A 19,902-nucleotide genomic window follows, 5' to 3' on the forward strand; every position below is an offset into this window, starting at 1 on the left:
TATTCTGGTAAAAAAAACAGGGATTAATGAGGCGCGTGATAGAAACGGATCTCATCTATCAAAACGGCTTTCAACTCCTGAAAATCAAAGTTCAGGGAACTATGACTGGCGCGGTTGTCGGGGCCGGTATGGAAGCACTCAATGTGTATGAAGAGTATGCTGCTGGAGTCCCTGTCTTATGGGATCTTCGGGAAGCTGATCTGTCGCAGTACACGACGGCTGAAATGGAGATCACCAACCAGCTCCTCCAGCATCATCCCGGACGTCGCAATGTAAAATCGGCGAGTTTGGTTCCTGATCGCGGTGCAATGCTTCTGGCACGCCTCTGGGAAGTCTATGGCGTTGACCGGTTTCCGTTGCAACGCCGGGCATTTCTGAAGCTGGAAGATGCAATGGAGTGGCTCACGTCGGACGCCGGAGCGTAATGATTTCTCTGTTTGGCGGCCGTCAGCGCATCAGCTGATAGGGGATGTAGAGCGCCAGGTCCTGCCAGAACCAGAGCAGCACTGCCGTTGCCAGCATGATGACGGCAAACGGCACCGCGCCGCGAGCCACGTCCTGCAGGCTGGCCTTACCGACGGCCTGGATGACGAAAAGGTTCATGCCCACGGGTGGCGTGATCAGCGCGGTTTCGATCAGCACGACGAAGAAGATGCCGAACCAGATCGGGTCGATATTCATGTTGAGCACGGCCGGCAGCATGACCGGTACCATGATCAGCAGCATCGACAGGCTCTCCAGAAAGAAGCCCATGATCAGCAGCACGGCTCCAACAGCGAGCATGAACAGGCCCGGCGTCGAGATGCTCTCGGTCAGCAGCGCCGAGATCGACTGCGGGATCAGGTAAAGCGTGATGGCGTAGGAGAACACCTTGGCGCCGGCGACGATGATCAGCACCATCACGGAGGTGCGGAGCGAAGCCTCGACAGCTTCCTTTAGCTTCGGCCAGTCCATCCGTCCCATGGCGAATGTAATGATCAGAGCGAAGACGAACCCGAGCCCCGCGCTTTCGGACGGTGTGGCGATGCCGAGATAGATCGAGCCGACCACGGCGGCGGCCAGCAGGATGGTCGGCAGGGCTCCCAGGGTGGCGGAGGCCCGTTCTCTCCAGTTTGCCCGGCTGACCGGCTCGTAAGTGCCGGAGAAACGTGCGTGGACCATACCGTAGAGCGTGAAGACGGCGGCCAGGAAGAGACCAGGGCCGATCCCGGCCAGGAACAGGGTGGGTATGGAGGATTCCGAGATCACGCCGTAGATGATGAGCGGGATCGAGGGCGGAATCAGGATACCGAGCGTGCCGCCAGCGGCGAGCATGCCGAAGACGAAGCGCTTGTCATAGCCGCGCGCCACCATTTCCGGAATGGCGACGGTGCCGATGGTCGCGGCGGTTGCGACCGACGAGCCGGAGATGGCGGAGAACAAAGTGCAGGACAGGATGGTGGCAACGCCGAGGCCGCCCGGCCAGTGACCGACCCAGCTTTGCACGGCGGCATAGAGATCGCGGCCGACTCCGCCTTTCAGCAACACGTTCGACATCAAGAGGAACATCGGCACGGCCAGCAGCTCGAAACTGTCCATGGAGCCATGCAGCCGTTGCGGCACCGCCACCATGGGCAGGCCTTTGAGCGCAAGCAGGATGACGCCGAGGCCGCCGAGGGCGAAAGCGACGGGAGTGCGCAGCAGCAGCAAGGCGATCAGGGCCGCCAGGATCAGGAAGGCTTCCATCAGTGCGCGCCTTCCAGCACATCGTCCTCGGGCAGGTCTTCAGTCCAGACCCGGACGAGTTGGGCGAGGCCCTGCAGCACGAGCAGCGTGTTGCCGAGCCAGACCGGTGCCTGGGTGAACCATTTCGGCGGGGCGAGATACGTGTCGGTGGTGTGCCCGGCCAGCGTGTCGTGCAGCCAGAGCGAGAAGCCATAATAGATCGCAGTTCCGGCGAACAGGAACATCACCAGGATAGCGAGGGTTTCGGCGAGGCGGCGCCAGAGTGTGTTTGGATTGCGCAGGATCAGCTCGATGGTGACCATCTCGCGGTGCTTCAGCACGAAGGCGGCGGCGAGATAGACCACCCACACCTGCAGGATGCGGCTGACCTCGTCGACCCAGATGGTCGGCGCGTTGAAGACGTAACGCATGACGATCTCGAAAGTGATGAAGAAGCCGACCGCGACCAGGCTCCAGGCGCAGAGCTTGCCGACGAACTCGGACAGGGCGTCCACCCAGCGCACAAACATACCGGCCTCTTTCCTCGGATCGTGTTGTGGAGCGAGGATACCGGAGGCGGGACGGTCCAGCCCCCGGTGTCGCTCGGTTTAGTTGGCTGCAGCGGCCTTGACGGCTTTCACGGCGGCGGCACCCTTGTCGCCGGTTTCCTTGACGAAACGGTCGACGATGCCGGCGGTGGCTTTCACCCAGGCGGCGCGCTGGGCGTCGGTCAGCTCGACGACATTCATCTTGCCGCGGGATTCATCGACGGCGGCGGCCTGCTGGGCGAAGATCTGGTCGCGGAGCTTCTGTTCGACCTCGCGGGCGGCGTCGTCGATGATCTTCTTCTGGGCGTCGGTCAGGCCCTCGTAGAAGTCCTTGTTCATCACCGCGACGAACTCGATGGCGGTGTCATAGGTCAGGGTCATGTGATCCATGACTTCATAGAGCTTGCGCGACTTCACGGCAGACGCGCCGGTCATGCCGACATCGACCGCGCCCTGCTGGTAGGCCAGGAACTGCTTGGAGCCGGACATCAGGGTCGGCGCGCCGCCGAGGGCCTCGACGGTCCAGCCCTGGATCTTGCCATAGGTCCGGACCTTTTTGCCCTTGAGGTCGGAAGGCTCGACGATTGGCGCATCCTTGCCGAGATAGATGTTGAGGCCGAATGCCTGCCACCAGAGGATCTTGTTGTTGGTTTCCTTCAGGATGGAGGAATCGATTTCCTTGCGCAGCGCCGAGCCCGGGGCCACGGCGGCGCGGACATGCGCCTCGTTCTCGAAGATGAACGGGATGGAGACCACGTCGACGGTCGGCACCGAGCCGGCGAACCGGCCGATGAAGGCGGAACCGGCTTCAACCGCGCCAGAACCCACCGCGCCGGGCACTTCCTTGTCCTTGAAAAGCTGGGCGGACGGGAACAGCTGGATCTGCAGGTCGCCGCCTGACTTCTCTTCGACGATCTTCTTGAAGGCGAGCCAGTTCTGGCCGAGCGAATGCTTCTCCGGAAGCTGCAGCGTGACCCGGATGGTCGTCTCGGCAAAGGCCTGGACCGGCGCGGTAACCAGGGCAGCCGCGGCAACGGCTCCCAAAATCCAACGCTTCATGGTTTCCTCCTGGAAATGGATGTTCTGTGGTTTATCGAAAGGTTCGTTCAATTTGCATCCCGTCAGGGCAACGGTCGCATTCTGTAGAAAGGAATTCGGCACGTTTCATATCCGAATTTGCGCACGGGTCAACAGATGTGATCCGGAAAGCGAAGGCTGAACGGTGCAATGTATGGAGCGGGTTGAGCTTGGCGCAGGCAATTCTCGCCGTTCCGTTGCGATGTTGCGACAATTCACCTGACGCTGTTTTCCGTCGGCCGGCCTATAGTCGGCTTTCCAGTTAGTTTTGCATTGATGGTCGCACAGTCAGAATGAGTTCCGATCTTGTAGGCTTCTGGTTGATCTATGACGGCGACTGCCCTGTCTGCCGCTCAACCGCTCATGCTTTCGCCATCAGGAAAGAATATGGGGTTTTGAACCTTGTGAATGCCCGCGCCGCGCCAGATCATCAGGCGTGCAAGAGAGCGCGGGCAGAGGGACTTGATCTCGATGAGGGGATGGTGATTTTCGCCGACGGCGCGATTTATCACGGTGCGGGGGCTGTATCCTTTCTGGCGGCTTTTGGCGAACCAGCAAGTCTGCTGACAAGGGCTGGCTTGATGCTGCACCGCTCACCTGGGCTTTCGGTTTGCGTTTACAGAGCGCTGCGCGGTCTCCGGAATATCCTGCTTCGACTGCGGCGCATCGGGCCGATCAATAATCTCCGTCGTTCTGATTGAATCAGAAGGATCATCTGCGCGACGCAGGCCGAAGAGTGCTTACGGTTGTTTCTCGGTCGCTGCATGAGCGCCGGACTCTCTGAATTCCATCGCGTCAGCCGGACGGAAATTGTCGGCCCGGGCGAGGTTCCACGGGGTGGCGAAGGCGTCCGGGCAACCCTCTTCGAAGAGCTGTCCCGGTGCCAGCCGGTGGTGCAGGATGCTGTCCGGGTCGGTGGCGCGAATGTGCAGCGTTTCGGGCCGGATCTGACTCGGATCGTCCAGACCCATCGCACCAAGCATTTCCGCGAAGCCGCGCAGCGTGTTGCGGTGGAAGTTCGCGACCCTCTTGTACTTGTCCTCGACGGAGAGGCCGCGCTGGCGCGTCGGGTCCTGGGTCGCCACGCCGGTCGGGCAGCGGTTGGTATGGCAGGCGCGGGCCTGAATGCAGCCGATCGAGAACATGAAGCCGCGGGCCGCGTTGCACCAGTCGGCGCCGAGCGCGATGGCGGTGGCGATGTCCGCGCCGGAGATGATCTTTCCGCTGGCCCCGATGCGGATATGCTCGCGAATTCCAGCGCCAACGAGCGTCATATGCACGAGATGCAGTCCTTCGCGTAACGGCATGCCGAGACTGTTGGTGAACTCCACGGGAGCTGCACCGGTGCCGCCTTCCTTGCCGTCGACGACGATGAAGTCGGGATAGGTTCCTTGCGCGATCATCGCCTTGCAGATCGCCATGAACTCGTGCGGATGACCGACGCAGAGCTTGAAGCCGACCGGCTTGCCGCCTGACAGTCGGCGCAGCTCGCCGAGGAAGGAGACAAGCCCGGCCGGGGTCGAGAAAGCGGGATGCGCGGCCGGGGAAACACAATCCTGTTCCATCGGGATGCCGCGTGTTTCGGCGATTTCGGGTGTGATCTTGGAGGCCGGCAGAACGCCGCCATGGCCGGGTTTCGCGCCCTGGGAAAGCTTGAGTTCCACCATCTTGACCTGAGGGTCGGCAGCCGTCGCGGCGAATTTCTCCGCATCGAACATGCCGTCCTCAGTGCGGCAGCCGAAATAGCCAGATCCGATCTGCCAGATCAGATCGCCGCCAAAACGCCGGTGATGCGGCGAGATCGAACCCTCGCCCGTGTCGTGCGCGAAGCCGCCGGTCGCCGCTCCCCGATTAAGTGCCGCAATTGCGTTGGCGCTGATGGCCCCGAAGCTCATTCCCGAGATGTTGAGCAGGGAAATGTCATAGGGCTGCGTGCAATCCGGCCCGCCGACATGGCGGCGGAAGTTGTTGTTCTTGGGATGCAATGGGGCCAGGGAGTGCGTGAAATAACCGTATCCCGCCTTGTAGACGTCCATCTGTGTGCCGAAGGGAACCGTTTCCTGCTCCTGCTTGGCGCGTTGATAGACGAGCGAACGTTGCTCCCGGTTGAACGGAAAGGCGTCGGCGTCGCTTTCAATCAGATACTGTCGGATTTCGGGACGGATGCCCTCGAACAGCCAGCGCATATGGGCGATGACTGGATAATTGCGCAACAGGCTGTGCCGACCCTGAATGAGGTCCCAGATGCCGAGAAGCGTCAATGGCGCGGCGATGGCGAAGGCTATCCACCCCCATCCGATACCGGCTAGTCCAAGACCAAGTGAGGCGAGGGCCGCTATGATGATGGCAACAAAGAATGCGAAACGCACTACGGTCTCTCCCCGCACTGATAAAGATCCGGCCGCCAAGGGTAGACGCGGTTTAGACTGTCGGGAAGAGGGCGATAGATTTCAGCGGTCGACGATTGTTGAACAAGTCGACCCTTTGGGTTGGTTTAGGAGTGCTTCCTACAAAAGGTCGTTTACCCAGTAGGCGATGCCTTCATAGGTATATTGCGGCAGGGTGGCGACCACACTGTCTCGCTCGCTTTCCGAAACGGTATAGAAGTGCGTTCCTGTGTCGGAGTTGAGCAGTCGATACAGCGCCTGTGAGCCTGCGACCTCTCGCGTATAGGCGTTATACATCTCGCCCTCGTAAGTATAGGAGGGAAGCTGAGAAATCACGTTATCCCGCTCGGCTTCGGATTGGGTAAAGAAATGAGTACCCGCGTCGGTATTGTAGAAGCGGAAGACCGGGGCCTGAGCGTCGGTTTCGTGGCCTGGGGTAGCACTACGGAACGGGATGCCCTCATAGTTGAACTGCTGGATGTTATTAATAACGTAGTCTCGTTCTGTCACATTGGTGCTGTAGAAATGCGTACCGGTCAGAACATTATAAAATCGATAGATGCCTTCTGAAATGTCACTTGGCGCGATTATGTCCGACAGCTGAAATGTGCCGTTCGAGAATGCGTAATACTCTGTCTGATAGACCGTGTCGGTGTCATCGCGTCTGGAAATAGAGTCCTGGATTACGACTGCTAAACCCTGTTCGCTGACGGTGTATTCCGAGGATCGTCCATTGAATAAGGCCCTGTCGGTTCCTTCGTCGCCATCGATGATGTCGTTGCCGGCGTTGCCATAGAGCGTGTTGTTCAGTGAATTGCCGACCAGCGTATCGGCGAAGGCGCTGCCGGTAGCATTCTCTATATCCCCCTCGAGCCAGAGGAAGGTTAAGGGCGAGGAGTAGTTCAGCTGTGAAAGAGGCGTTGCGAAGCCGAAACGCTCTCCGACAATGGAGGAGAGAATTGTTTCCGGAAGCTCAATATACCATCCCTGCGATGTTTGACTGGCATCCACCGTGTCGGTGCCACCGGCATCCCAGATTGTGTGATAGTTGGAGTATTGGTTAAGAGAGTATGTTGTGCTGCCGGCGTTGGTCGACATGTCCTTGCCGTAGAGTGCCTGGAGGCCGATGACGTCGAGGACCATGGGCGTGACTGGATCAAATTGGATCTGGTCAAAATCGTAGTCGTCCGCGTAGGACATCATACTGAACCAGTCTTTGTCGAAATCACTGAGACCGATATTCGAAAGTGACGGACGCCCGTTAAACGCATCGTGGGTGTGTTTGAGGCCTAGTGCGTGTCCCAACTCGTGCAGCAACAGAAACCAGCCCTGGCTCCCAAGTTCGTAGGACAGATAGCTGGCGGGGCTATTCAGGTTCAGATAAACGTCCCCGCTCTTTCCAGCATAACTTCCAGCGCTAAAATCGAATTGTGTCGTCGGCCAATTCCCGACCGCCCAGGCGCCTTGAGTAAAGGCGTTGTACTGATCCAGAGAAACGTTGATTTGGGATCCGAAGTAATTCGCCCAACCTGGATTGGCATAGTAATCCGTGTAGACGAAGTCGATTGGGATGTACTGCTCAATCGTCGTCAGCGCGAGATTGATCCGATCGTAAGCATAGTCCGGATTGCTCCAGTATTCGCCGTACCATCCGTCGCTGAATGACCAGTAGATCTGGTCAGAGCTTGACGTCTGCCAACTCCAGCCAGACGTACTGGCATCAACAAGCGTGTCGCCCGTTGGTGGCGATACGTACGATGTTGGACTGGCCATCCTCACGCCTCCATGCAAAATAGATCAGAAACCGGCGGCAGCTTAAATAGCCAGCGCCATCGCTTGGCTCTTGATGGCTTCCGTCCGGCTCCTTACAGGGTTAATACAACCTATCATATCAACCGGAAACATTCTGAATCAGACTCGTAGACAAGTGGAATGCTTTGACTTTTGATGCAATCGAGCTCCCGGTATTGACGCCGCCAGCCGCAGGGGAGGTCCACATATGGTCGGCGGAGTTGACGTTGGACGTTTCGCCAGCTTGCCTTGACGACGAGGAACGGGACCAGGCGTCAAGATTCATCACTGCCGAACTTTCTCGCCGTTTTACCGCCGGCCGGGTTATGCGGCGGATGGTGCTGTCGAAATATACCGGCCTTGCGCCCCATGCCCTTCGTTTCGGCGAAATAGGGCAGAAAAAACCCATCCTTCTGGGACTGCAAAGCCCGCTCGAATTCAATCAAACGAACAGCGGTGACCTGGCTCTCCTCGCAGTTTCCAGCGATATGCCGGTTGGAATCGATCTGGAAGTTCCGAAAGACCGTTCCGCAGCGCTCGATATCGCGAAGCATCAGTTTCACGAGCTGGAAAAGACCGCCATTTTCTCGAGGTGTACTGAGAATGAGCAGGTGGCGGCTTTTTATCGCTGCTGGACGCGTAAGGAAGCCTTCGTCAAGGCGCTCGGCCTCGGGCTTTATTTGCCGTTGAACAGTTTCGCCGTCGATGTGAACGGCCAGGAAAGAACAAAATTGCTCGTTTGTCCGGATGAGCATGGTCCCCCGGCTATGTGGGAGATACTAGATCTCGGCGTGCCCGGCGGAAATTTCGCGGCTTTGGCTATTGCGCAGCCTCAAGCCCGTTTGCAGTGCTTTAGTTATGCATTCGAGCGATGCTAGAGTCCTTTCGGAACTCCAAATGAGTGTTCAGGGGATCTGATGAGAGAACGCGTCGTCGCCCTAGCGACCATGAAAGGCGGCAGTGGAAAGAGCACTGTCGCAACCTGCATCGCCGGATATTGGTGGGCCAAGAAGCGCAAGACGGCCTTGATCGACGCGGACCCTCAGAAGTCAGCCGCGCGGTGGCTGGAAACGGGCGAGGCCTTGTCAGGCTTGCGCTGTGAGGTCGCCAACGAGAAGAGCATTTCATCTAAGATCGAGGCCCTTCTGGAAGAGGGATATGAGCGGATCGTGATCGACACGCCCGGGTTTCGCGCATCGGTCACCGATATTGCCCTCGAACATGCCGGCCTCTGCCTGATCCCGGTTCGTCCCTCGCCGGTCGATTTCGAAGTTGCTGCGGACAAGGTGGATTTGATCGACAAGTTGAGAAAAGCCGGCGCCGAAGGACCGGTCGCCCTGCGTCTTTTGCTGACTCAAGTGGTCCGCAATTCCGTTGTCGGACGGCACATGCGGAACGAAATGAGCCATGCGGGCTACAAGTTGATGAAGTCGGAGATCTGCCATCGGGTCGGGTATACGGAGGCGGCGCTTATGGGCTCGGTCCCGACCCTCTCGCAGCCACGCGGTGCAGCGGCTCTCGAAATCGCGGCACTCGCCCAGGAAGCTGATAAAATATTAGCGCGATCTTAGAGTTATCCAGGAGATCTCGATACCAGCCAGAGATGAAATGGACGTGCCCGAACCGGTCATGATCCAGTCACCGTCGCCTGCGATCGTCGAAGCTCAATGAATGGGCCAGACCTCGGGTGGCTAACCAAGATAGAAAAACTCTTAGAAGACGGCTGGTAAAACCGGGATCGCCGGTGCATGGTGTGTTTCTGACCTTGGGGGGGGGAATGAAGAAATCGGTTTTTTTGTTTTGGCCGGTAATTTTTGTCGCCTTGCTGATCCAAGCCCCGCTCGTCCAAGCCCAGCATGCGATGCCTGTCGTTGCTGAAGACGTTACCGTTCAGGACGTAGAGGCCGTTTATCGAACTCTCGGCAGAATTTTGGCGCAGCGGGATGCCATCGTGACGGTTGAAAAATCGTCACGCATCAAGGAAGCCAAGATCGGTGATGGTGAGCGCGTTAAGGCGGGGCAGACGCTCTTTTTTCTGGAGAGCGCGATCGAAGAGGCGAGCCTCGCCGCTGCGAAAGCCGACTTGGATGTGCGCGTCAAAGCCCTTGAGAGGCTGAAGAAACTGGTCAAGGTCAAGGCCGCGCCCGCTGCCGATATCCCGGCGAAAGAAGCCGAAATCGTGGCTGCCAAAGTTGGTGTCCGGGTGGCTGAGCTTGATTTTGAGAAGACAATCGTTCGCGCGCCGTTTGCCGGCGTTCTCGGCATCTTAGAGACCCATGCCGGAGACTACGTAACTCCAGGCGAGGTTCTCGTCATCATTCATGAAATGCCGCCTCTCAGGGTCGCATTTGAGTTACCCCAAAGGGACTTCGAAAAGGTGGCGGTTGGCCAGTCGCTTAAAATCACCCATTCCTTCGGCCAGAAGCATACGCATTCGGGGGTCCTTAAGACAATCAATCCCACGCTTGATCAGGAAACGGGCTCTATCCGGATGATTGGCGCCATCGACGAGGCCGATGAACTGCGGCCAGGCATGGTTGTTGAGGTTCGGGGCATAATCGAGACCCGCCGCAATGTCACAATGGTGCCGGAAACAGCGCTTGTTCCGCGGCCAGATGGATTGATCATTTTCAAGATAGTGGATGGCAAAGCAAAGCTCGTGAAGGTCAAGACAGGCGTGCGGCGCGATGGATTGGTCGAAATCAAGGGCGGGCTTGAGGCCGGCGATAAAGTGGTTGTGGAAGGTCAGTTCCGTCTCCGTGACGGCGCACCGGTCGCAGCAGCCAAGAGCAGCTGACGGCGGTCAAGATGTCACTTCCAAGCTTTTGTATCGAACGGCCGATATTCACGATTGTTCTCAATATCCTCGTCATCGTTTGCGGCGTGATTGCTATTGAGCACTTACCGGTCCGCCAGCTACCGCGCGTGGAAACACCGGTCATCTCCGTTACCACGTCTTACGGGAAGGCGGACTCGGCTCTCATCGAACAACAGATCACGACGCCGCTGGAAGAACAGCTTGGTGGCATTCCCGGATCGCTCTTCATGACATCGACCAGCAATGATGGTGTCAGTACAATCTCCATTAATTTCGGTCAGGACACAGATATCAACGAAGCGGCGAACGAAGTGCGGGCCCGCGTCGACTTGGCCGTTTCTGCGCTTCCGCCCGACGCCGAACGCCCAAAGGTCGCAAAAACGGACCCGGACGCTCAGCCAATCATGTATTTGGCGTTCGAAAATCCAAATATGACGGATGTCGCTATCTCCGACTATTTGGACCGGTTTGTGCTGAATGGTATCCGCGCGATACCGGGCGTTTCCCGCGCAATAAAGTACGGGGCCCGCGATTTTGTTATGCGGATCAAGGTCTCACCGGAGAAACTTGCGGCTTATGGCTTGTCGGTGACCGAGCTGGCAGCCGGAATTCAGAACCGGAATGTCTCGGCACCTGTCGGGTCCATTGATATCGGACCGCGGAAATACAGTCTCAAGCTCAAGAGTACGCTCGATTCCACAAGTGAGTTTATGGATACGGTTGTTGCAAAAAGCGCCAACCGGTTAGTGCGACTGGCAGATGTGGGAGAGGCGGTTGTCGATGGCACCGATCCAGCCACTCTCATGCGGATTAACGGCAAGCCGGCTGTCGGAATCGGTGTAATTCGATCAAGCGATTCCAGTCCAATGGAGGTAGCCCGCGCTGTTAAGGACTATCAAAAATCTCTCCAGGAATCGTTGCCTGCCGGCATGACGGGGAAAATCGTCTTCGATCGTACAATCTTCATTGAAAAGTCCATCGAAGAAGTGTTCCAGACGATCGGCGAGGCCTTTGTGCTCGTGGTTTTGGTCATCATCCTGTTTCTTGGCTCTCTGCGAGCGGCAGCGATCCCCGTCGTCACCATTCCTGTATCGTTAATCGGCGTGTTGGCCATCATGGCCATGCTCGGCTTCAGCATTAATACAATTACGCTGCTGGCCCTGGTTATGGCGATTGGACTTGTCGTCGACGATGCGATCGTCGTCGTAGAGAATATCCACGGCAAGATGAAGCCTGGCGTGACGCCGAAACAGGCGGCGCGCGACGGCATGGCTGAAATCACCGTCCCGGTCATTGCCATGACGATCACTCTTGCGGCTGTGTTCGCGCCTGTTGGCATTATGCCAGGGACGGTCGGTCAGTTCTTCAAGGGGTTCGCATTTACGCTTGCAGCAGCAGTTGGCATTTCGGGGTTTGTTGCGCTCACGCTGTCACCAATGATGTGCGCGTATCTTCTTCGCGAGGGTGAGCCAAACCGCTTCCAACACATGACGGAAGCAGCAATGGACAAACTCGCGGACGGCTATGAGGTTCTCTTACGTATCGCGATCAAAGTCCGCTACGTGATGGTTCTCGTCGGGTTGGGGATCGGCGGCAGCGCTTGGTTTCTTTACAACGACCTGCCGCAGGAATTGGTACCCACAGAGGACCAAGGTTATTTGATTGTCTTCTATCAAGGGGCCCAAGGCGCGAGCCTGGAGGCGTCCGCGGCGGAGGCGGAGAAACTTGAGAAGATCATAAAAGACTCCAGCGAAATGATTGAAAGGGTGATCAGCGTCGTCGGAACGCCGTCGCGAAATGGGGGAATCATGATGGTCTCCCTGAAACCCTGGGATCAGAGGCCCGGGTTTTCCGCCAAGGATCTGCAGGCCATTCTTTGGCCCAAACTATCGTCTTTTCCGAGTGCCCTTGCATTTCCGATTATTCCGCAGGTTTTCGGCTCAGGGGCTTCCGGCCAGCCGGTCCAAATCGTCTTCCGAACGGCTTCGGGATATGAGGAGCTCGACACTCTTATGCAGAAGCTGGTCGGCAAGGCAGCAGAGAGCAAAGCCGTCACAACACCGAGAAGCGACCTGCGTTTCGACACTCTCACCTTCTTGATAAGTCTGCAAAAGGACCTGGTCGCTCAGCTCGGAATTGAAGAGTCTCAGATAGCGGCTGCAACAGGTGCTTTGTTCGGCGGACATAACGCCGGCAGGTTTGAGTACAACGGCCGTCAATTCGATGTGCTCGTGGAAGCGGAGAATGACCGGCGAACCGAACCCGACGATGTCAAGAATGTCTATGTGGAGAGCCGGACCGGCAACATGATCCCGCTTGCCAGCGTCGTCACGGTGACGTCGGAGATCGGGGCGGCAAGCCTCGCGCACTATGACCAGCTTCGCTCCGCTACTCTGCAAGCGGGCCTTGCGCCTGGGGTCACGTTGGGCGACGGTTTGAACGAAATCTTAGCTGAGCTGCGGCCGATGCTGCCTGCATCCACTCAATTGGCATTTTCCGGTCAGTCCTACGAGTTCTTTCAGGCCCAGAGCGGGGTCGCTCTCGTCTTCAGCCTCGCTATCGGCGTAATTTTCCTGGTTCTAGCGGCCCAGTTTGAAAGCTTCAGGGATCCGGTGATTATTATGGTCACGGTGCCCCTTGCGATCGTTGGTGCGCTCGTCACGCTGATCGCGGTTGGGTCAAGCAACAATATTTACAGCATGATTGGAGTGATCATGCTGGTGGGGCTCATATCGAAACATGGCATCCTGATCTGCGAGTTCGCCAACCGTCTTCAGGAGGTCGAAGGCTTGAGCAAGGTGGATGCTGCCGCTAAAGCCGCAAAACAGAGGCTGCGGCCTATTATCATGACAGCGTCCACCATGGTTTTGGGCGTGGTTCCATTGGCGATTGCAACGGGGCCGGGTGCGGTTGGCCGTCAGTCTATCGGCTGGAGTGTTATCGGCGGCTTGATCTTTGGAACGATTCTGACGCTATTCGTCTTGCCGCCCCTATATGCGATCCTGGCTAAAACGAGGCGGCTGCCCGACGACGCGAGCTAGTCAAGCGGGCTTGGCTTTTTCGTATTCTTGATAAAAGTAATCCTGCTTAGCGGCGGGGTCGAAGTCGAATAGATTCCCTCCGCTTTCAAAATGCTGGATGAAAACCAACCCCATTGCGCGGGTAGAGGTTGCGGCAAGAACGGAGATGGTCGCAAGTCCGACACCCCAGCCAAGAACCGGAGTTGCTTTGACCAAAAGTCCAGCGAGACCGGCGCCCGCTGCCCAGGGAAAGACGCTGCCGACGAGTGTGGAAATAATTGCTCTCCCACGGTTCGCCGAAAAGGGCACATCGTATATTTTCGATATCTCCCGCAGCATGGTCAACTGGACTGCTGCGATTGCTGCGATATCGACGAACGGGACTGGAATCACTCCTCCCGCCGCAGCCCACTTTACGCGCCTGTTAACGACCGCAATGGCGCGATCGAAGTTGATCGACATGCCCGCTTGGCTCGACCGGGAAATGATTTCGGTTTCGATCGGCTTTCCATCATGTTCGGCCGAGACGGAATGGATAGTGTCCGAGCGCTTTTGTTGAGCGCGGCTTTGGGTGCTATGCGATTTGCTTTTCCCCGCGTGGGAGCGGGGTCGTGTTTTGGCTTTTGACCGGGACGGCGAGGCCGGATCCGCTGACGTGTCTTCCAACCCGTCTCCCTCGACGTTAGGCGACGGAGCTTCAGGCATTGCCGTTGCATTTGGTGCACGACGGTTGAGACCGGGCAGCTTTTTCATGGTAGGCCTCAAATTATTCCAACATTAGTCAAAATTGAAACGGGAGGAGCCTGATGGAGGATCGTCCAATTTCTGGCGTGTTCGCCAACAAAATCTGGTGACCAAACGGCTTGCGAAAGAAAATCGAGCGGTGGCGCGACTGGGTCGTTGATCGCCTGCAGCAGAGGGGGCAACCCCCACGTCACTCTTTCCTGATCCTACCGACAGCCAAGGCTGCCGGCAGGAATAGGTATTTTGGGAGAGATCGGAAGACGGAGTCGGTTTAGCTTGCCATTGCTTGCGGTTCCGAAGCGACGCTGTCTTCTTCCTTGTCTTTGCGACGAACCAAGGATTTTGCCTTTTCCTTGCCCGTCTTATAGAGCTCTGCCAGCTTCCCGCTATAGTCTTTCGTGTTGAAGTCGAGCAAAGTTCCGCCCATCTCAAAATGCGCGATGAAGATCTTCCCGACGGCATAGGTGAATGCGGTGTTCGCGATCGGGAGGGTCAACATGCCGGCAGCCATCCCGGCGCCAGGAATCAGTTTGCCTACACTGAGACCCAAGCCACCCGCGAGGCCAAGAGAGCCGACAGCACCACCGATACCCGTGAGCGCGCTTTTGGCGATGTTGCTCTTGAAAGGAACATCATAGATTTCGCAGAGGCGCTTGACCAACATGACGTTGGCGCCGATGAATGCGGCGACATCAACGACAGGAATCGGGATCAGTCCAAAACCGGCAGAGGCTACCATGTAGTTATGAAGCGTGTTATTGGCACGCGACATCTTGGTCTGCTCTCCTTCAACGGTCTCGGTATCTTCCGTCACGGCTTCAGGTTCTTCCGTTACGGCTTCAGGCTCTTCAGTTTTCTTGGTTGCCATTGAACTCTCCTTAGCATTCGCGGGACGCAGCTATCAGCATCTTCCGGTACGTTTAGTCGAATTACAACTATCACGAAAAGCCGGACGTACGAAACGGAATAGCGGACCGGGTTTTACGCCTTCAAACGTCAGATCTCGACGAGCTTTCCATAGTCCAGCTTGATCAGCTTGTCCGCGTGTTCGAAGTAAGCGTCGTCGTGTGTGACGACGATAACGGTCTTGCCGGCGGATTTGAGGGACGGAAGTATGTCCTCATAGAAAATTCGGCGGAATTGAGGGTCCTGGTCGGCCGCCCATTCATCGAAGACAAGAATTGGTTTGTCTTCCAGCATGGTGATCACCATTGCCAGTCTTTTCTTCTGACCGGTGGAGAGGTCGATATTGCTGAAGGCGTTGTCAACATACGAGGTCTTGTTGTCTATCTGCATTTCTTCCAGAAGGCGGTGAACCTCATCTGGGTTCACATCGCCCAAACCGTAGAGCCGGTCGAACAGGTGAAAATCGCTGAAGATCGCGGAAAACAGCTCGCGATAATCTGGATAGTCTTCGACTTTGATCGGATGTCTATCCACCCGAATTTCACCAGATTTTGGCAAGTAAAGGCCGGTCAGGACTTTCAGGAGGGTTGATTTCCCGCTTCCGTTCCCACCGGTGATAAAGGTTAGTTTCTCGCGCTCAATTTCTAGATCCAGCGGTCCGATAGAGTAGGTTTCACCGTCTCCTGGATACTGAAACTGGAGCCCCTTGAGGGAAATCGTTTTGAAATTCTCCCAGCTTCGGCCGTTCGGTTTGTAAGAGACATCTTGCTCCTCCAGCGCCGCGTCGAGCTTTTCTTCGAGTTGCTCGATGTTCTTGAATGCGACTTCCGCTTTGTTATGAAAGTAGTAGGCGGTGAATGCTACTTCCAGCGGCGAAATGATGAACAGGCCGGCGGCCGTCAGCTTCAAAATCCGTTCGGGATCAGCGAATTCCATGGTTGGAAAGACGAAAACCAGAGTCGCAATCAGCAAGTAGAGGGATGTTTGTGAGCCGACGAGGTAGGTGACATATCGAAGACCGGTATTGACCATCACGGTCTCGGTTTGCTTTGCGATCTCGGCAACCCGTTCCGTCACCTCATCGTTTTTGCGGTGATTGAGTTTGATTTCCTTGAAGCCGTCGACCAGATGGCTGAGCGCGTCAAAAAACTGCGCTTCTTTCGCGGTAGCTGTTCTCAGATCGGCGACAATGAGGCGAGAGTTGCGGACATATGCAAACCCAATCACTGACAGAAACAAGATCGTAAGTATGCAGGCGATCCAGGAAACGAAAGCGATGTAAATCAGGCCCGCCACGAGGATGACTGCCGATTGATAGCCATTGAAGATCATCGGAACGGCTTGTGAGATCGAGGCCGTGTCCTGAGTTAGACGCGCGTAAATATCACCGCGCCCGGTATTCTCGACGAACAACAGCTCGGAATGGCGGATTTTGTCGGCCAAGCGTATCCGCACTTCACGGATAGCGCGTTCTCCTGCTCTAGTCGCACGCGAAAGAGCGACGCGTTTAGTGACCGTGAAAAAGAGTAAGGTCAGTGCGAAAATCGCAAAAAACCGCAACTGCACTTCGCTGTTCGCGGCCATTTCCGCGGCTGTATTGATAACCGCGAGCAAGAGGCCGCCTGACATCCCTGAGGCGGCCACGAGCATGAGAATGAAGCGTCGGGAATACTGTCCCTTTTCCGCGAAAAAGCTTAGAATTTTCATGAGGGTGAGATCTTTAGGAGCCTAATTCGCTTTGGTTAACTTGTCTTTCTTCGAGTCCGATGCCAGCAAGATGATCAATCCGATGACCGGAGAAAGAATAAGAGAAATAAGAAACATCAAAGCGAAACCCAGTTTTCGGTTTGACCCCATGAGGCCGATTATTAGGGATGCTAGGATCCATACGACAACAATGATGGGTGAGTTAATTACCATGATTTGGCTCCTGTTTTTTGTGTAACGTTTAGGAGATTAACGCTTAAATCTCTGGGTTATTCAGGTAGCCGTTGAGTGCGGCCTAATTCGAGTGTGAGTTTTCAACAGGCTTTTCCATTCCGCGTTCATCCTGATACCCGCTCGAATTGGCTTCTCTGGAACATCCAACGTTGGACATGTCATGCGTGTCTCTCATGATCCGCGATGGATCGTGATGCTCAATATACAGCTTGCCGTCAGGCAGGTAAGTGATGAAGTTGAATGCCCGGTCTTTTAGGTCTCCCTTAAGATCAAAGGCAATCGGTCCTGTCACGCCCTGATAGGCTCCAGTGAAAGGCAATGCGTGCAGCGTGGATGAAATTTTCGCCGCAACTAAGGACTTGTTTTGTTCTATGGCAGCGACCACGACATTTACCGCGTCGTAAGCAAGCGCCGCTTGCTCGTTTGGTTGGGAGCCGAACCGGGCCTCGAATTCGCGCACGAACTGGTCCCATTGTTCACTGTTCGCCGAGGGGTCGAACATGGAATAGGTCGTGATGTTATAGAAGGCGTCTCCAGCAAGGGATTTTGTTCTTCTTTGGCTCAGCGCATTGTTGCCGAAAATGGGGGCCGTAATCCCGAGTTGTCGCGCGATCTGGATGAACTCTCCTCCATCTCCCGCGTTCGCAACCAAGTGGATCGCATCGATATCGTCAAAATCGAAGATCGGATTGTCTAATAAGTAGACCAGGAAATCTTTAAAATTACCCGTATTCTCCGGATAGGATGCCGATAGAACAATCTCTATGTCGTGGCTGCCTGCCATTTGAGAGAAGCGTAGCGCGGTTTCCATTCCGTAGGTGGTGACGGGCCATATTTGGATAACTTGGCAAAGCCCCATTTTGCTCGCGTGATGCGCCAACCCTTCGTTAATGCCCTTGGCGGTAAGATTCATTCGAAAGACTGTGCTGAATGAATGTTGGGTAAGGGAATCGTCTGAGTCGTTGGTTGATAGAAAAAGAATTCCTTCATTTTGGTAGACGGTTGACGCCGCGATTGCCGCGCTTGATTGAGTGTGTCCAATAACCACAACGGGTCTCTGGGTCGCCAACTTTTTAGCTTGTTCGCGGCCCCTGTCCGCAACAAGTCGTTCATAGATCGCGGGTTTACCGTCCAGTTCAGGCGGATATTCGACGATCACAGCAAGGGGGTGGCCTAGAACCCCACCTTTTGCATTGATCTGTTCGATCGCCAATTTGGCGCCGTTGAGAATGTTTTGTTCGTGAGCGATATCGGTGATCGCCATACCAACTTTGATCGGTGCGTCGGGCAGGAGGCCAAGCTCATCGGCATGCACCTCACGCAGACTGACAGTCGCAACGATGAGCGAGAGACCGATCCTGATCCAGGTCATCATTTAGTCTCGGTCTTTGCTGGGGCTGTTTCGATGTCTCTAACGGCATCCAAGGGCGGCGGCGGGGGAGCGTCCGCATTTCCCAGGATAATCGGCAGGCCGTCGGGACCAGAGCCGATAATCACGGTTTTTGCGTTGGGGGAAGTGGCGAGCTCCCTGGTTGCATTCACACCCTGCCAGCGAATGATGTCCTTGGTCAGGGATTCCTGAACAGTTTTGTTGTAGTCACGAATTCCTCGGGACTCGATGCGCTTGCGGTCCGCTTCTTTCTCCTCAAGCCTCAGCCGGAATTTATAGGCCAGCTGTTTCTGTTCGTAGACGAGTTTTTCCTCGATCGATTTGCGGATGGGCTCGGGTAACTCAACCGAGCGGATCATGACATCATCAATGGTCACGAAACGGCGTTCGTTTTGCTCCAGTGCACCCAGGACGATACGGTCAAGGAGGCCACGCTTCGTAGTGTAGACTTCGACAGGGTCGTAATTTCCGATATTTCGGCGCAATTCAGAGATCGTTTCCGGTAGGACGACTTTGTCCACATAGTCCGGTCCAACCTGAGTGTGTAGGAGGGTTAGTGTCTTGTAATCCGGCCGGTATCGGATGACGACTGTGAGTTTGATCGGCAGTCCGCCTTCCGTCAGCGCCTCGATGGTTCGCGACACCGTTTGAACGCGTGCGTTGTAGACGTACATCCTGTTCCACGGCCAAATGGTGTAGAGGCCTTCCGGATAAACCTTGTCCAATTCGGTGCCGCTGAAGCGCCGGAACATTACACCCGCTTCGCCGGAATGGATGGTGATAACCACAAAAGGCCAAAGGACCAGAACTCCGATGGCTACCAGGACGGAAATCAGGAATATTTCCAGCTTACGCCGATTCATGAAGGTTTCTATTGGCTTTAGGTAACCGATAAGAGCGTTTCGCATGTTTAGGAAACCAGTGTCTGGATGATGCCAATTTTCGCGTCCGCAACCGCGGGAGGCACTTTAGGCTTAGCATGCCTCCAATACAATAAATGGAGTTTGGACAGTTTTCGGCTCCTTCGACATCCCGGTTTGACTGACCGTTTGCGCGATCCCGCCACCGTCAGTGACCCGTTCTCCGGAGATCTAATGAGTGCACTGAGCCGCCCGGTGAGCCGTCACCCGGGAAGCCTTCAAAGATGTCCCTGTAACAGGCAAATTCCCGCATAGATCTGCTGGGCGGGCAGATCGTGCGCGGGCCTTGCGAGTCCAGCCGGACCTGAGTTTAAAACGCCGTGCGAGCTGCTGCTGGTTGCCGTTCCTGTGTCCAGTCTTCAACTCATATTTGGCGGTGCAGCATATTTCGTGCTTCTCTCTTCGGTTGAAATAAGTTGTTTGGAATCTTGCCTTCCTGTCCCGGCCTGGAGTTGAGGGCAGAAATTCATGATAAATTTTGTGCATATTTCATGGGATCTCATGCTCCGATGGTAGCGTAGTTGCCGATTAAGTCTCTCATGAGGCACGTGACACCCTTGAAAGCGACGCTTTTTTAATGTGAGGTAGGGTGAAGGTTCGGCGCCTAAGGCCAATGTCGGGCTACATAAATAGAGGCTCACCGTTTGTTAAAGTGC

General features: G+C 56.0%; 16 protein-coding genes. 6 read left to right on the forward strand and 10 right to left on the reverse strand.

The annotated features are described in order from the left end of the window. Positions 1 to 35: 35 nt before the first annotated feature. Positions 36 to 425: a hypothetical protein gene (locus IG629_RS18100; RefSeq protein WP_193173328.1), complete on the forward strand. Its 390-nt coding sequence runs from the start codon at positions 36 to 38 to the stop codon at positions 423 to 425. 22 nt (positions 426 to 447) lie between these two features. On the opposite strand, the gene IG629_RS18105 is transcribed toward IG629_RS18100, so the two are convergent. The 3 genes from IG629_RS18105 to dctP form a co-directional block, all read right to left on the reverse strand. After that, complete coding sequence (locus IG629_RS18105) at positions 448 to 1,725, reverse strand: TRAP transporter large permease (RefSeq protein WP_193173329.1); 1,278 nt, start codon at positions 1,723 to 1,725, stop codon at positions 448 to 450. Then, on the reverse strand, positions 1,725 to 2,234 hold the full coding sequence (locus tag IG629_RS18110) for a TRAP transporter small permease (RefSeq protein ID WP_193173330.1): 510 nt from the start codon (positions 2,232 to 2,234) through the stop codon (positions 1,725 to 1,727). Before IG629_RS18110 ends, IG629_RS18105 begins: the two co-directional genes overlap by 1 nt. 78 nt (positions 2,235 to 2,312) lie before the next feature. After that, positions 2,313 to 3,311, reverse strand: coding sequence for a TRAP transporter substrate-binding protein DctP (gene dctP, locus IG629_RS18115; RefSeq protein WP_193173331.1), 999 nt, complete (start codon positions 3,309 to 3,311; stop codon positions 2,313 to 2,315). 338 nt (positions 3,312 to 3,649) lie between these two features. On the opposite strand from dctP, the gene IG629_RS18120 reads away from it, so the two are divergent. Further along, positions 3,650 to 4,030, forward strand: coding sequence for a DCC1-like thiol-disulfide oxidoreductase family protein (locus IG629_RS18120; protein WP_193173332.1), 381 nt, complete (start codon positions 3,650 to 3,652; stop codon positions 4,028 to 4,030). Positions 4,031 to 4,069: 39 nt separating this feature from the next. Here IG629_RS18120 and IG629_RS18125 read toward each other — a convergent pair whose 3' ends face one another. Both IG629_RS18125 and IG629_RS18130 read right to left on the reverse strand, forming a co-directional pair. Further along, on the reverse strand, positions 4,070 to 5,698 hold the full coding sequence (locus IG629_RS18125) for an FMN-binding glutamate synthase family protein (RefSeq protein WP_193173333.1): 1,629 nt from the start codon (positions 5,696 to 5,698) through the stop codon (positions 4,070 to 4,072). A gap of 138 nt (positions 5,699 to 5,836) precedes the next feature. After that, the gene (locus tag IG629_RS18130) at positions 5,837 to 7,489 is read right to left on the reverse strand and encodes a M10 family metallopeptidase C-terminal domain-containing protein (protein ID WP_193173334.1); all 1,653 of its coding nucleotides are present in this window, start codon (positions 7,487 to 7,489) and stop codon (positions 5,837 to 5,839) included. A 245-nt stretch (positions 7,490 to 7,734) separates the two neighbouring features. Between IG629_RS18130 and IG629_RS18135 the strand changes: the two genes are divergently transcribed. The 4 genes from IG629_RS18135 (at position 7,735) to IG629_RS18150 (ending at position 13,366) form a co-directional block, all read left to right on the forward strand. Beyond that, on the forward strand, positions 7,735 to 8,385 hold the full coding sequence (locus tag IG629_RS18135; protein WP_193173335.1) for a 4'-phosphopantetheinyl transferase family protein: 651 nt from the start codon (positions 7,735 to 7,737) through the stop codon (positions 8,383 to 8,385). A gap of 39 nt (positions 8,386 to 8,424) precedes the next feature. Then, complete coding sequence (locus IG629_RS18140; RefSeq protein ID WP_193173336.1) at positions 8,425 to 9,078, forward strand: ParA family protein; 654 nt, start codon at positions 8,425 to 8,427, stop codon at positions 9,076 to 9,078. Positions 9,079 to 9,284: 206 nt separating this feature from the next. Continuing rightward, positions 9,285 to 10,304: an efflux RND transporter periplasmic adaptor subunit gene (locus IG629_RS18145; RefSeq protein ID WP_193173337.1), complete on the forward strand. Its 1,020-nt coding sequence runs from the start codon at positions 9,285 to 9,287 to the stop codon at positions 10,302 to 10,304. An 11-nt stretch (positions 10,305 to 10,315) separates the two neighbouring features. Beyond that, a complete protein-coding gene (locus tag IG629_RS18150) occupies positions 10,316 to 13,366 on the forward strand; it encodes an efflux RND transporter permease subunit (protein ID WP_193173338.1) in 3,051 nt (1,016 codons plus the stop codon). On the opposite strand, the gene IG629_RS18155 is transcribed toward IG629_RS18150, so the two are convergent. The 5 genes from IG629_RS18155 to IG629_RS18175 form a co-directional block, all read right to left on the reverse strand. Further along, on the reverse strand, positions 13,367 to 14,098 hold the full coding sequence (locus IG629_RS18155) for a YcjF family protein (RefSeq protein WP_193173339.1): 732 nt from the start codon (positions 14,096 to 14,098) through the stop codon (positions 13,367 to 13,369). 262 nt (positions 14,099 to 14,360) lie between these two features. Beyond that, entirely contained in the window at positions 14,361 to 14,957 is a 597-nt protein-coding gene (locus tag IG629_RS18160; protein ID WP_193173340.1) for a YcjF family protein, read from the reverse strand. A 128-nt stretch (positions 14,958 to 15,085) separates the two neighbouring features. Beyond that, positions 15,086 to 16,702 (reverse strand): cyclic peptide export ABC transporter, encoded by a 1,617-nt coding sequence (locus tag IG629_RS18165; RefSeq protein ID WP_193173341.1) that lies wholly within the window; start codon positions 16,700 to 16,702, stop codon positions 15,086 to 15,088. A 295-nt stretch (positions 16,703 to 16,997) separates the two neighbouring features. Further along, entirely contained in the window at positions 16,998 to 18,311 is a 1,314-nt protein-coding gene (locus IG629_RS18170) for an ABC transporter substrate-binding protein (RefSeq protein ID WP_193173342.1), read from the reverse strand. Beyond that, positions 18,308 to 19,189, reverse strand: coding sequence for a prohibitin family protein (locus IG629_RS18175; RefSeq protein WP_193173343.1), 882 nt, complete (start codon positions 19,187 to 19,189; stop codon positions 18,308 to 18,310). Before IG629_RS18175 ends, IG629_RS18170 begins: the two co-directional genes overlap by 4 nt. Between the last annotated feature and the right edge of the window lie 713 nt (positions 19,190 to 19,902).

Origin of the sequence: Nisaea nitritireducens, assembly GCF_014904795.1 — a bacterium.
In the GTDB taxonomy this organism is placed as follows: domain Bacteria; phylum Pseudomonadota; class Alphaproteobacteria; order Thalassobaculales; family Thalassobaculaceae; genus Nisaea; species Nisaea nitritireducens.